Source organism: Methylobacterium sp. J-092, from assembly GCF_022829325.1.
Taxonomy (GTDB): domain Bacteria; phylum Pseudomonadota; class Alphaproteobacteria; order Rhizobiales; family Beijerinckiaceae; genus Methylobacterium.
This window is the reverse complement of sequence record NZ_JAKSXU010000112.1, coordinates 1-11,502: the sequence shown is the minus strand read 5'-3', so window position 1 is coordinate 11,502 and position 11,502 is coordinate 1. Positions and strand designations below refer to the sequence as shown.

Genomic DNA, 11,502 nt, shown 5'->3' with positions numbered 1-11,502 from the left:
GATTCATTCGCCGGTCGCGCTCCGCGTCTCGACATCGCGTCGCCACGCCGCGCGTTTCGCGGGTCGATACGCCGTCGCACGCCTCGCGGACACGCCCGCCGGCGCCGCGCGACGGTCGTCGAAGGGGAGCTTGTGCGATGGACACGGGCGCGAGTTGCAAGATTTCCGCCTTTCAGGCCACGGTCGCCGACCGGCGGCTCTCCGCCCTCGAGGCGGAGAACCACCATCTCCGGACGTTGCTGAGCGAGGCGAGCCGGCAGGCCGACGCGGAAGCCGAACGCAACGCGCGCCTCGGCCGGATCGTCGTCTCGGAACGCGGCGCCAGCCGCATCGAGGCACGTCGGATCGTCGCCGAGGCGGTGCGGATGCGCGCCGAGGCCGAGAGCACCGTGGAGCATTGCCGGCGCGACCTGGCGCGCGGTGCCGCCCGCCTCGCCGGCGCCGAGGAGCTGAACGCGCAGCTCCGGGCCAGCGAGGAGTTCAACCGGCGCATCCTCTGGACCACCACCGATTTCGTGAAGGTGCTGGACCTCGACGGCCGCCTGATCACCGTGAGCGAGAACGGGCCCGCGGTCCTGGGCGTCGAGACGTTCGCCGGCCTCGTCGGACGGGCCTGGATCGATTTCTGGTCCGCCCCCGACAGCCGTGCCGGCATCCGCGACGCCCTCGATGCGGCGCGGGCCGGGCGGCCGTGCCGTTTCCAGGCGGTGCTGAACGCGGGCGCCGCGCCGACCTGGTGGGACATCGCGGTGACGCCGATCGACGGCGCCGACGGCCGCCCCGAACGCATTCTCGCGGTGTCGCGCGACATCACCGACCTCAAGCGCAACGAGGCGCGCCAGACCCTGCTCATGCAGGAGCTCGCGCACCGGGTGAAGAACACCCTCGCCCTGGTCCAGGCGGTGGCGACGCAGACCCTGCGCAACGCCCCCTCGCTGGAGGAGGCCGGCCGGGCGCTGGATGCCCGCCTCGTGGCGCTGGCCCAGGCCCACGACGTGCTGGTTCAGGGCGCGTGGTCGAGCGCCTCGCTGTCGGGCCTCGTCGCCGGCGCGGTGGCGCTGCACGGCGACGGGGTGCCCGGCCGCTTCACGGTGAGCGGTCCCGACCTGACGCTCGCCGCCGGCCACGGCCTGACCCTGGCGCTGATGCTGCACGAGCTCGCCACCAACGCCGCCAAGTACGGCGCGCTCTCGACCGGCGCCGGCCGGGTGGCGATCTCCTGGGCGATCGACGAGACGGAGCCGGATGCGCGCCTCCGCTTCCGCTGGGAGGAGATCGGCGGTCCGCCGGTCGCGCCGCCGACGCGGACGGGGTTCGGCACGCGCCTGATCGCCCGGTGCCTGAGCCACGATTTCGGCGGCGCGGTCGCGCTCCGGTTTCCGCCGACCGGGGCGGTGCTGACCCTGGAGGCGCCGCTCGTCTCGGTCGTCGCCGCCTGAGGCACCCCCGCCGGGGATCCGGCGCGACGCCCAGGCGGGCGCCGCCCATTGGCGATCGCCGCCGGGCGTGAGAGAGGTCGCGGCGTGTCCACGCTCCTCGTCTACGTCGCGGCCGGCCTTTGCGAGATCGCCGGCTGCTTTGCCGCCTGGGCCTGGCTCAGGCTCGGGCACTCGCCGCTCTGGCTCCTGCCCGGCGCCCTCGCGCTTGCCGGGTTCGCGCTGCTGCTCACCCGGGTCGAGGCGGAGGCCGCCGGGCGCGCCTACGCCGCCTACGGCGGCATCTACATCGCGCTCTCGCTCGCTTGGCTCTGGCTCGTGGAGGATCGCCCGCCAGACCGCTGGGACCTCTCCGGCGCGATGATCTGTCTCGCCGGCGCCGGCCTCATCCTGTGGGGGCCGAGGCCGGCGTGAGTGCGCGCCTTGACGAGGCGGACACCGGGGAATAGGCCCCGGTGCTGGTGTTCAAACACAGTGTCCGCAGGCCTGATGACCGACAGCCCGACAGATCAACCCGTCGTTCTCCTGGTGGAAGACGACGGCCTTCTTCTGATGGAAGCCGCCGACACCCTCGCCGATGCGGGTTTCACGGTTCTCGAAGCGAGCCATGCGGACAAGGCGCTGAAGGTTCTTGAGAATCGCGACGACGTTCAAGTTCTGATGACCGATGTCGACATGCCGCAAGGCTCGATGGACGGTTTCGCGCTGGCCCGCCTCGTGGCCGACCGCTGGCCGGCGATCCCGGTCCTCGTCGTGTCCGGCATGGGCACGCCCGGCCCCTACGACATGCCCGACGGCGCCCGCTTCATCCCGAAGCCCTACGAGCCCAACACCCTGGTCCGGACGCTGCGCTCCTTCATCCACCGCGCGGCCTGAGCCCACGCCCGCAGGCCCGACGGGCCCTGCCCGCGGTTGCCCCTCCCCCGGTCCGCCGTGATAGGGCATGGTCCCGAGGACCGAGTTCGATGACAGACACGCCGAAGACGCCCCGATTCGCCACCCAGGCGATCCATGCCGGTGCCAGCCCCGACCCGGCCACCGGCGCGCGGGCGCAGCCGATCTACTTCACCAACGGCTTCGTGTTCGATTCCACCGAGCAGGCCGCCGACATCTTCAACATGCGCCGCACCGGGTTCTCGTACTCGCGCGGCTCGAACCCCACCGTCGCCGCCCTTGAGCGGCGCGTGGCCGCGCTCGAGGGCGCGAAGGCTGCCATCGCCGTGTCCTCGGGGCAGTCGGCGCTGCTGCTGGTGATGCTGACGCTGATGAAGAGCGGCGACGCCTACGTCGCCTCGCCGCGCCTGTTCGGCGGCTCGCTCGGGCTGATGCGGCGGCTCGACGGGCGCTACGACCTGAAGCCGCTCTTCGCCAAGGGCCTGACGCCGGCCGATTTCGAGGCGGCGATCACGCCGGAGACCCGGGCGATCATCTGCGAGTCGATCGTCAATCCGTGCGCCACGGTGATGGACATCGCCGGCATCGCCGAGGTGGCCCGGCGCCACGGTCTGCCGCTCGTCGTCGACAACACCCTCGCCTCGCCCGCCCTGATCCGACCGATCGAGCACGGCGCCGACATCGTCGTGCACTCGACCTCGAAGTTCCTCGGCGGCTCCGGCCAGACCATCGGCGGCGTGATCTGCGACGCCGGCCGGTTCGACTGGACGAGGACCGACCACTACAACCTGATCACCGGCGCATGGCCCGACTACGACGGCCTCGTCATCACCGAGCGCTTCCCCGACAACCCGTTCGCGGTGGCCTGCCGCCTGTTCGGCCTGCGCGACCTCGGCCCCGGCCTCTCGCCGATGAACGCGTTCCTGACGCTGACCGGCATCGAGACCCTGCCGCTCAGGATGGCGCGCCACTGCGCCAACGCGCGCACGGTCGCCGCCTACCTCAAGGACCATCCGGCCGTCGCCTGGGTGAGCTATCCGGGCCTGCCCGGCCAGCCCGGCGAGGCGCTGGCGCAGCGCTACGTGCCGCAGGGGCCGGGCTCGATCTTCACCTTCGCCCTGAAGGGCGGCGAGCCGGCGGCGCTGACGTTCATCACCAGCCTGGAGCTGATCTCGCACCTCGTGAACATCGGCGAGATCAAGTCGCTGGCGATCCATCCCGCGACGACGACGCACCGCCAGCTGCCGAAGGACGAGAAGGAGGCAGCCTGCGTCGGCCCCGACACCGTCCGCCTGTCGATCGGCCTGGAGAACGTCGAGGACCTGATCGCGGACATCGCGCAGGCCCTGGCCCAGGTGGGCTGAAGGTCGCCTCGGACGTTGCGGCATGCTCGACCGTGGTCGAGCATGCCGTCGCGAGCCGTCAGACCATGCCGAGCGCCTGCATGTAGAGCTCGAGGATCGCCTCCTCCTCCTGGCGCTCGCTGTGGTCCTTCTTGCGCATGCGCAGGATGGTGCGGACCGCCTTCACGTCGAAGCCGCGGCCCTTCAGCTCGGCCATCACTTCCTTGATGTCGCCGGCGATGCCGCTCTTCTCCTCCTCGAGGCGCTCGATGCGCTCGATGAACGCGCGAAGCTCGTCGGCGGCCACGCCCTCGGATGATGACACGTCGCCGGGGGTCGGCATGGCATGCGCGTTCATGGTTCTCTCCTGTCCTGCCCGGTTCGTAGGGGAGTAAACTTACCGGGAGCTTAGCCGGAGCGACCCGCGCAGCCCCGCCGTGGAACGCGTCGCCGCGGCCCGGTGGCGGAACGCGTCAGCGCGGTTCCGCCGCAGCCGTTCGGTGCGGCTCCGCCGTGGACGTTCAGTGCGGCTCCGCCGCGGATTTGGCGAAGGCGGCCTGCTGCTCGGGGCTGGCCTCGGTCTGGTACTTCGCCTTCCATTCGAAGAACGGCATCCCGTAGACCCGCTCGCGGGCCTCGTCCTTGGTCAGGCCGAGCCCTTCGGCGTCGGCCGCGTCCTTCATCCAGTTCGACAGGCAGTTCCGGCAGAAGCCGGCGAGGTTCATCATGTCGATGTTCTGGACGTCGGTACGCGCCTGGAGATGCGCCACCAGGCGCCGGTAGACCGCCGCCTCGAGCTCGGTCTGCGTCTTCGGATCGATCTCGGTCATCGGCCTCTCGCGCTGTTCGTAAATGATCCGCTGGAGGTCGGCGCGGGGCGCGCCCGAGTCAAGCGTGCCCGCGTCAAGCGCGACCCTTCATCAGCGGGCGGAGAAGCCCGGCGAAGCGCGCGGCCCATTCGCCCTGCCCGGCCTCGGCGGCGATCAGGTCCTGGCGGATCTCGACCAGCGCGTTGGCCAGCCCCCGCGCGGTGGCGTGCCGGTCGATCGTGTCGCCGGGCAGGCCGCCGCCGTAGGGCTCGTTGTCGCCCACCGTCAGCCCGGCGGGGTCGGCGCGCAGGCCCGCGATCAAGGGCGCGCTGAGGCGCTCGTCTCGGTCGTAGAGGATGCCGACCTCCCAGGGCCGGGGGACGCCGCGCCAGAACGGGGTGAAGCTGTGCATCGTCAGGAGCATCGGCGGGCCGGCCGCGGCGTCGGCCGCCGCCACCGCGGCATCGATCGCCCGGTCGAACGGATCGTAGAAGCGGGCGATGCGCGCCTGCTTGCCGGCCTCGTCGATCCGCGCGTTGCCGGGCACCACCGCCCCGTCCGAGAGCCGCATCACCAGCGTCGGGTCGGCCCGGCCGCGGTTCGGGTCGATGATCAGCCGCGAGAAGTCGGTGAGGATCGCCGGCGCGCCGAGCAGCGCCGCGAGCCGCCGGGTCACGCCCGCCGCCCCGATGTCGTAGGCGATGTGGCGCCGGAACTCGCCCTCGGGCAGCCCGAGCTCGATGTCGTCGGGCACGTGGTTCGAGGCGTGGTCGCAGGCCAGGATCAGCCCGCAGGCGGGATCGCCCGGGATCGTCTCGACCGGGTGGGGCGGGTGTCGCGCGAGGCTCTGGGACAGGGGCACGGGTCCGGTTCGGTTCGCGGAGGCTGGGAGGTCTTGCCGTCACGGCAAGGCTCGGGCAGAGCACGTATCAAGGATCGTGCGCTCACGGCAAGAAACGGCCACGGCAAGAAACAGGCCCGTCGCCCAAAGAGCCCGTCGCCCCTGCCCGCACCCGCGGGTCGCGAAGGCGAGGACCGCACGAACGAGGAAACGACGCGCGAGACCCTGACCGATGACGCCTGAGATCGACCCCGCCACGCGCGCCCTGCGGACCCTGCTCGACGGCTTCCTCGCCGCGGCGATCGAGGCCGCCCACCCCGATACCTGCCTGCCGGCGCACCTGCCGCCGCCGACCCCGGGCCGGCTGATCATCCTCGGCGCCGGCAAGGCGGGGGGAAGCATGGCGGCGGTCGCCAGCCGGTTCTACCGCGAGCAGCACGGGCTCGGCGACGACCGCATCGTCGGCCTGGCCGTCGCCCGCCACGGTTACGGGCAGGACGCGCCCGGCATCCGCATGGTCGAGGCCGGCCATCCCGTACCGGACGAGGCCGGCATCGCCGCGACCCGGGAGGCGCTGGCGCTCGCCACCGCCGCCGGCCCCGACGACGAGGTGCTGGTTCTACTCTCGGGCGGCGGCTCGGCCAACTGGATCGCGCCGGCCGGCGACCTGACGCTGCCCGAGAAGCAGGCGATCACCCGCGCGATGCTGCGCTCGGGCGCGCCGATCGGCGAGATCAACACCGTGCGCAAGCACCTCTCGCGCATCAAGGGCGGCCGCCTCGCGGTGGCCGCGCGCGACGCCCGCTCGATCCTGACGCTGGCGATCTCCGACGTGCCGTTCGACGACCCCGCGGTGATCGCCTCCGGCCCGACCGTGCCCGATCCGTCGACGCTCGCCGACGCCCGCGCGATCTGCGAGCGCCGCGGGATCCCGCTGCCCGAGACCGCGATCCGCCTGCTGAACGACCCGCTGAACGAGACCCCGAAAGCCGGCGACCCGGCCTTCGCGCGGGCCGAGTACCGCATCGTCGCCCGGCCGATCGACGCGCTGGAGGCGGCGGCCGCCGCCGCCAAGGCCGCCGGCTACGAGCCGGTGATGCTCGGCGCCGACCTCGAGGGCGAGGCCCGCGAGGTCGCGGCCGAGCACGCCCGCATCGCCCGCGAGATCAAGGCCTCGGGCCGCAAGGTCGCGCTGATCTCCGGCGGCGAGCTCACCGTGACGATCCGCGGCGAGGGCCATGGCGGGCCGAACCAGGAATACGCGCTGGCGCTCGCCATCGCGCTCGACGGCGAGACCGGGATCGCCGGCATCGCAGCCGACACCGACGGCACCGACGGCGGCCGCGGCGAGGCGACGGACCCGGCCGGCGGCCTCGTCGACCCGACCACGCTGGCTCGCGCCCGCGCCGCGGGCCTCGATCCGGCCGCGATGCTGGCCGACAACGATTCCACCCGGTTCTTCGCCGAGATCGGCGACCTGGTTCAGCCCGGCCCGACGAAGACCAATGTCAACGACTGCCGCATCATCCTCGTCGGCTGACTTTTTTGGGAGTTTGCGTTGCGGCTTCTCGTGATCGGCGCGGCGCTCGGGCTCGCGCTGCTCGGCGCCTCGCCGGCCCGCGCGGACCTGCGCCTGTGCAACCTCACCCCGAGCAAGGTCGGCATCGCGTTGGGCTACCGCGACCCGCAGGGCTGGGTCACGGAGGGCTGGTGGGACCTGACGCCGAAGGCGTGCGAGACCCTGCTCAAGGGCGCCCTGGCCGCACGGTTCTACTACGTCTTCGCTGTCGACTACACGCGCGGCGGCGAGTGGAGCGGGCGCTCGCTGATGTGCACCCGCGACAGCGAGTTCACCATCCGCGGCGTCGAGGACTGCCTCGCCCGCGGCTACGACCGCAACGGCTTCTTCGAGGTCGACACCGGCGAGCAGAAGAGCTGGACGATCCAGCTCTCCGACCCGAACCAGCCGGCCGCACCGCAGCCCTGATCCCCCCGCCCCGCCTTGACGGGGCAGCATGACCGGTGCTTCTGGCCGCATGCCCGTCGTCACGACTTCATGATGTTCCGCCAAGGGGCACGCGGCGGCAGCGATGTGCCCCAGGAGGCCCGATGAAACGTTCACGCCGCACGAAGATCGTCGCCACCCTCGGTCCGGCTTCCGACTCGCCGGAGATGATCGCGAAACTCTTCCGCGCCGGCGTGGACGTGTTCCGGCTCAACATGAGCCACCTGCCGCGCGAGAAGCTGCCCGAGAAGGTCGAGGCGATCCGCGCGGTCGAGCGCGAGTTCAAGCGCCCGATCGGCATCCTGGTCGACCTCCAGGGCCCGAAGCTCCGGCTCGGCGCCTTCGCCGAGGGGTTCGCGATGATCGAGAACGGCGCGAGCTTCGTCCTCGACGGCGACCCGACGCCGGGCGACGTCCACCGCTGCTACCTGCCCCATCCGGAGATCCTCTCCGCCCTGGAGCCGGGCCACTCCGTCATCATCGACGACGGCAAGCTGCGCCTCACCGTCACCGAGGCGAGCGAGACGCGCGCCGTGACCCGCGTCGAGGTCGGCGGCCGCATCTCGAACCGCAAGGGCGTCTCCCTGCCCCACACGGTGATCCCGCTGCCGGCGATGACCGACAAGGACCGCTCGGACCTCGAGGCCGGCCTCAACGTCGGCGCCGACTGGATCGCGGTGTCCTTCGTGCAGCGCCCCGAGGACGTGGCCGAGGTGAAGAAGGTCTGCGCCGGCCGCGCCCTGGTGATGGCCAAGATCGAGAAGCCGCAGGCGCTGACCCGGCTCGACGAGATCATGGAGATCTCCGACGGCGTGATGGTGGCCCGCGGCGACCTCGGCGTGGAGATGCCGCTGGAGCAGGTGCCCGGCGTGCAGAAGCGCATCACCCGCGGCGCCCGGCGGATGGGCAAGCCCGTCGTCGTCGCGACGCAAATGCTCGAATCGATGATCACCGCCCCCGTGCCGACCCGCGCCGAGGTGTCCGACGTGGCGACCGCGGTCTACGAGGGCGCGGATGCGGTGATGCTCTCCGCCGAGAGCGCGTCGGGCGCCTTCCCGCTCGAGGCGATCGGCATGATGAGCCGCATCGCCGAGGAGGTCGAGCGCGACGCCTTGTACTGGTCGATCATCCGCGCGCAGAACTCGACGCCGGACCACACCGCCGCCGACGCCATCGCGGCGGCCGCCCACCAGATGGTCGACGCGCTCGACCTCGAGGCGATCATGGCCTGGACCCATTCGGGCTCGACCGCGCTCCGGCTCTCGCGCGAGCGCCCGAACGCCACGGTGATCGCGCTGACGCCCAAGCGCGAGACCGCGCGCCGCTTGGCGATCGCCTGGGGCACGCACCCGATCGTCACCAACGATGCCAGCGACGTGGACGACATGGCCTTCCGGGCCGCGAAGTTCGCGGTGCGCGAGCGCTTCGCCGAGGTCGGCGACCGCGTCATCGTGGTCGCCGGCGTCCCCTTCGGGACGCCGGGCGCGACGAACCTCGTGCGCATCGCCTTCATCACCCGCGAGCACGCCGCGAAGGCGTGATCGGCCGCTCCGTCCCGTTCTTCGGCGGGACGGAGCGCCGCCGCTCGCCCCGGCGGCGATCGTAGCGAGGCTTCCCGATGACGTCGCAGCCACCCGACGGCCTCCCGGCCTATCGCCTGCCGACCGGCAAGGACGACGCGGCGTTCCGTCGTCGCGTGTCGGACGCCCTCGCCCTCGGCCAAGTCCCGTAGGGATCGTCGGCGGCGACCTTCAACGGCATCCACGTCGTCGTGGCCCGAGCCGTCGTCTGGCCTTCCGCGTCGCGCTGACGGCCGATCCGACCGCCGACCGGTCCAGGCGGCGCCTCAGGGCGCGACCGGGGCGGCTTCCGGCGCGGCGACCCGCTCGGCCATCTTCGACACCGCGTCGACCAGCGCCTGCGTCGACACCCACGGCACCATGTGGCCGATCCCCGGCAGCTCGACGAGGTCGGCCCCCGGGATCGTGCGGCTCAGGGGTTCGGCCTGACTCGTGTTGCCGACGGCGCCGTCGGCATCGCCGGTGACGATCGTCGTCGGCACGCGCAGCGATTTGTAGCGCGGCGCCTGCGCGGCGAGGGCTGCGGGGAGCGCGACCAGGTCCTGCACGCTGGCGAGCAGGGTGGCCGGGCGCAGGACCAGGGCGGCCCGGCTGCGGTCGACGTAGCCCTCCGCCACCGGCTGCGGCTGGAACACGTTGCGCGCCGCCGTCTCGAGGAAGCGCAGGCCGATGGGCGGGCCGAGCGTCCGGCTCAGCAGCCACGCCACCGGCGGCTGGAGCGCGAGGCGCCAGTACCAGGCCGGGGTCCGCGCCTCGCGGAACGGCAGCGCCACCGGCGCGACCAGCACCAGCCCGGAGACGCGCTCGGGATGGTCGAGGGCGAGGCTCAGCGCCAGGGCGCCCGCCCAGGAATGGCCGAGCACGATCGCCGGGCCGACGTTCATGCGCTCCAGCGCCTCGGCGATGGCCGCCCCCTGGACCGCCGGGGCGGCGGCGTCCCCGCCCGAGAGCCGGTCGCTCCAGCCGAAGCCCGGCCGGTCGAAGGCGACGACGCGAAAACCCTGCGCGGCGAGCGCCCGCCCGACGCCCTCCATCGGGTCGGAGGCGTTGGCCGAGGCCCCGTGCAGCAGCACGACCGTGGCGCGGGCCCCGGTCTCGGGGCCGGCCTGGATCGTCGCGAGGCGGCCGCCGGCTACGTCGACGAACGGCCCTTCCGGGGGATGCTGCGCCGAGACCCGGGCGGTGATGATCAGCGTCGCCACCGCGCCCGCGCCGAGGACGGCGCCGATCAGGGCCGCGACGAGGCCGAGCAGGCTCGCGAGCGCGAGGATCACGGCCTTCACAGGTCGCGACCGTCGACCTCGGGTGACAGACGCTCCATCGCGTCCTTGAGCTTCGGCATGCGCGGGTAGATGGCGATCGCCCGGCGATAGGCGTTCATCGCCCGCGCCTTGTCGTCCATCGACAGGTAGATCCGGCCGAGGGCCGCCCAGGCCTCGAAGTGGCGCGGCTCCAGCACCAGCGCACGCTGCAGGTCGGCGATCGCCGATTCCCTGTCGGTCAGGAGCCAGAACACCGTCGCGCGCCGGTTCCAGCCCTCGGACCAGGCCGGCTCGATCGCGGTGGCGCGGTCCATCAGCTCGGCGGCCAGGGCGAAGTCCTGTGCGGTCATCGCCTGGCGGGCGCGATCGGTGAGGAGGTCCACGGTGGCGCTGCCGGACCGGTCGAGGCGGCGCTCGATCAGGGTCGCGACGCCCTTCGCCTCGGCGTCGTCCTCGGCGTTGCGGAGACGCTCGTACAGCTCGTTCAGGCTGGCGGCGGGCTTGCGGTCCTGCGCCTTCGGCTCGGCGGCGGCCGGCGGATGGCGGTCCGGATTGCCGGGCGGCGCCGCGGCGGCGGCCGTCGAGACGGTCGCGAGCAGGACGAACAGAAGCGGTCGAGCGATGGGCGCCATGCGGGGAGCTTGGTCCCCCCGCCCGCCGGCGTCAACGCGCGGGATGCCGCGCGGCGGGGGCGGTCGCGCCGCCCGGTTGGGCATCCGTCGGGGACGGATGCCGCGACGCCTCAGCCCTGGCGGGCCTTGAAGCGCTTTTGGGTCTTGTTGATGACGTAGACCCGGCCCTTGCGGCGCACGAGCTGGTTGTCGCGGTGGCGGCCACGGAGCGACTTGAGGGAGTTGCGAATCTTCATCGGTCTTGCACGCGGCGCGGGTCGGACCGGCCGTCCATCGAAAGGGTGTCGGGATCGCACGCCCTCGCGGGCGCACGGCGATGGCGGCGGACGCATCGCGGAAAGAGCGGGCCCCATATCAGGATTCGGCCGCACGAGGCAAGGCACCGCAGCGAAGCATCGCGCAGGGCCGTGCCCGCGTGCCTACTTCTCGCGCCAGGCTTTGGCGACCTGGTCGGCGAGCGGCTTTATCAGGTAGCTCATCACGGAGCGCTCGCCGATCTGGAGGCAGGCCTCGACCGTCATGCCGCGCACGACCTGGACCTCCCCCAGGCGCTCGCGCTGGGTCTCGCGCACGCGGATGCGGGCGGTGTAGTAGCTCTGTCCGGTCTTTGGATCGGTCGAGCCGTCGCCCGGGACGCAGCCGGCGTACGACCGCGGCCCGCGCGCCACCCGGCCCCGCCCCAACCACCACGCCCGGCCCC

The 11,502-nt window shown here is 72.6% G+C and carries 14 protein-coding genes and 1 pseudogene; 8 read left to right on the top strand and 7 right to left on the bottom strand.

The genetic code is table 11. The annotated features are described in order from the left end of the window. Window positions 1–137: 137 nt before the first annotated feature. From MKK60_RS13015 to MKK60_RS13000, 4 genes are all read left to right on the top strand, one after another. Window positions 138–1,439, top strand: coding sequence for a sensor histidine kinase (locus tag MKK60_RS13015; protein WP_243986351.1), 1,302 nt, complete (start codon window positions 138–140; stop codon window positions 1,437–1,439). Window positions 1,440–1,523: 84 nt separating this feature from the next. Next, entirely contained in the window at window positions 1,524–1,850 is a 327-nt protein-coding gene (locus MKK60_RS13010; protein ID WP_147842565.1) for a YnfA family protein, read from the top strand. A 75-nt stretch (window positions 1,851–1,925) separates the two neighbouring features. Beyond that, window positions 1,926–2,312: a response regulator gene (locus MKK60_RS13005; RefSeq protein ID WP_147727304.1), complete on the top strand. Its 387-nt coding sequence runs from the start codon at window positions 1,926–1,928 to the stop codon at window positions 2,310–2,312. Window positions 2,313–2,401: 89 nt separating this feature from the next. Next, a complete protein-coding gene (locus tag MKK60_RS13000) occupies window positions 2,402–3,694 on the top strand; it encodes an O-acetylhomoserine aminocarboxypropyltransferase/cysteine synthase family protein (protein WP_147727303.1) in 1,293 nt (430 codons plus the stop codon). 58 nt (window positions 3,695–3,752) lie between these two features. Here MKK60_RS13000 and MKK60_RS12995 read toward each other — a convergent pair whose 3' ends face one another. The 3 genes from MKK60_RS12995 to MKK60_RS12985 form a co-directional block, all read right to left on the bottom strand. After that, the gene (locus MKK60_RS12995; RefSeq protein WP_147727302.1) at window positions 3,753–4,031 is read right to left on the bottom strand and encodes a DUF2312 domain-containing protein; all 279 of its coding nucleotides are present in this window, start codon (window positions 4,029–4,031) and stop codon (window positions 3,753–3,755) included. Between the two features lie 163 nt (window positions 4,032–4,194). Continuing rightward, the gene (locus MKK60_RS12990; protein ID WP_243986342.1) at window positions 4,195–4,503 is read right to left on the bottom strand and encodes a DUF1244 domain-containing protein; all 309 of its coding nucleotides are present in this window, start codon (window positions 4,501–4,503) and stop codon (window positions 4,195–4,197) included. 73 nt (window positions 4,504–4,576) lie between these two features. Further along, window positions 4,577–5,344: an N-formylglutamate amidohydrolase gene (locus tag MKK60_RS12985; RefSeq protein ID WP_243933676.1), complete on the bottom strand. Its 768-nt coding sequence runs from the start codon at window positions 5,342–5,344 to the stop codon at window positions 4,577–4,579. A gap of 211 nt (window positions 5,345–5,555) precedes the next feature. Between MKK60_RS12985 and MKK60_RS12980 the strand changes: the two genes are divergently transcribed. From MKK60_RS12980 to MKK60_RS12965, 4 genes are all read left to right on the top strand, one after another. Beyond that, the gene (locus tag MKK60_RS12980; RefSeq protein WP_243986340.1) at window positions 5,556–6,863 is read left to right on the top strand and encodes a glycerate kinase; all 1,308 of its coding nucleotides are present in this window, start codon (window positions 5,556–5,558) and stop codon (window positions 6,861–6,863) included. 18 nt (window positions 6,864–6,881) lie between these two features. Beyond that, window positions 6,882–7,310, top strand: coding sequence for a DUF1036 domain-containing protein (locus MKK60_RS12975; RefSeq protein WP_147842561.1), 429 nt, complete (start codon window positions 6,882–6,884; stop codon window positions 7,308–7,310). 122 nt (window positions 7,311–7,432) lie between these two features. Continuing rightward, window positions 7,433–8,869, top strand: coding sequence for a pyruvate kinase (gene pyk, locus MKK60_RS12970; protein ID WP_147728957.1), 1,437 nt, complete (start codon window positions 7,433–7,435; stop codon window positions 8,867–8,869). 77 nt (window positions 8,870–8,946) lie between these two features. Further along, on the top strand, window positions 8,947–9,060 hold the full coding sequence (locus MKK60_RS12965; RefSeq protein ID WP_210246734.1) for a DUF1737 domain-containing protein: 114 nt from the start codon (window positions 8,947–8,949) through the stop codon (window positions 9,058–9,060). Window positions 9,061–9,174: 114 nt separating this feature from the next. Here MKK60_RS12965 and MKK60_RS12960 read toward each other — a convergent pair whose 3' ends face one another. The 4 genes and pseudogenes from MKK60_RS12960 to MKK60_RS12945 form a co-directional block, all read right to left on the bottom strand. After that, complete coding sequence (locus MKK60_RS12960; protein WP_243986338.1) at window positions 9,175–10,191, bottom strand: alpha/beta fold hydrolase; 1,017 nt, start codon at window positions 10,189–10,191, stop codon at window positions 9,175–9,177. Then, complete coding sequence (locus MKK60_RS12955) at window positions 10,188–10,802, bottom strand: tetratricopeptide repeat protein (protein ID WP_147842559.1); 615 nt, start codon at window positions 10,800–10,802, stop codon at window positions 10,188–10,190. Before MKK60_RS12955 ends, MKK60_RS12960 begins: the two co-directional genes overlap by 4 nt. A gap of 110 nt (window positions 10,803–10,912) precedes the next feature. Further along, the gene (gene ykgO, locus MKK60_RS12950) at window positions 10,913–11,038 is read right to left on the bottom strand and encodes a type B 50S ribosomal protein L36 (protein ID WP_003601867.1); all 126 of its coding nucleotides are present in this window, start codon (window positions 11,036–11,038) and stop codon (window positions 10,913–10,915) included. 183 nt (window positions 11,039–11,221) lie between these two features. Continuing rightward, window positions 11,222–11,502, bottom strand: a pseudogene (locus MKK60_RS12945) (hypothetical protein); the annotation flags it as partial.

Coding starts and splice junctions, on each gene's coding strand:
- MKK60_RS13005 (WP_147727304.1), top strand. CDS start 1,926: ATGACCGACAGCCCGACAGATCAACCCGTCGTTCTCCTGGTGGAAGAC.
- MKK60_RS12955 (WP_147842559.1), bottom strand. CDS start 10,802: ATGGCGCCCATCGCTCGACCGCTTCTGTTCGTCCTGCTCGCGACCGTC.
- MKK60_RS12995 (WP_147727302.1), bottom strand. CDS start 4,031: ATGAACGCGCATGCCATGCCGACCCCCGGCGACGTGTCATCATCCGAG.
- MKK60_RS12980 (WP_243986340.1), top strand. CDS start 5,556: ATGACGCCTGAGATCGACCCCGCCACGCGCGCCCTGCGGACCCTGCTC.
- ykgO (WP_003601867.1), bottom strand. CDS start 11,038: ATGAAGATTCGCAACTCCCTCAAGTCGCTCCGTGGCCGCCACCGCGAC.
- MKK60_RS12990 (WP_243986342.1), bottom strand. CDS start 4,503: ATGACCGAGATCGATCCGAAGACGCAGACCGAGCTCGAGGCGGCGGTC.
- pyk (WP_147728957.1), top strand. CDS start 7,433: ATGAAACGTTCACGCCGCACGAAGATCGTCGCCACCCTCGGTCCGGCT.
- MKK60_RS13000 (WP_147727303.1), top strand. CDS start 2,402: ATGACAGACACGCCGAAGACGCCCCGATTCGCCACCCAGGCGATCCAT.
- MKK60_RS13015 (WP_243986351.1), top strand. CDS start 138: ATGGACACGGGCGCGAGTTGCAAGATTTCCGCCTTTCAGGCCACGGTC.
- MKK60_RS12965 (WP_210246734.1), top strand. CDS start 8,947: ATGACGTCGCAGCCACCCGACGGCCTCCCGGCCTATCGCCTGCCGACC.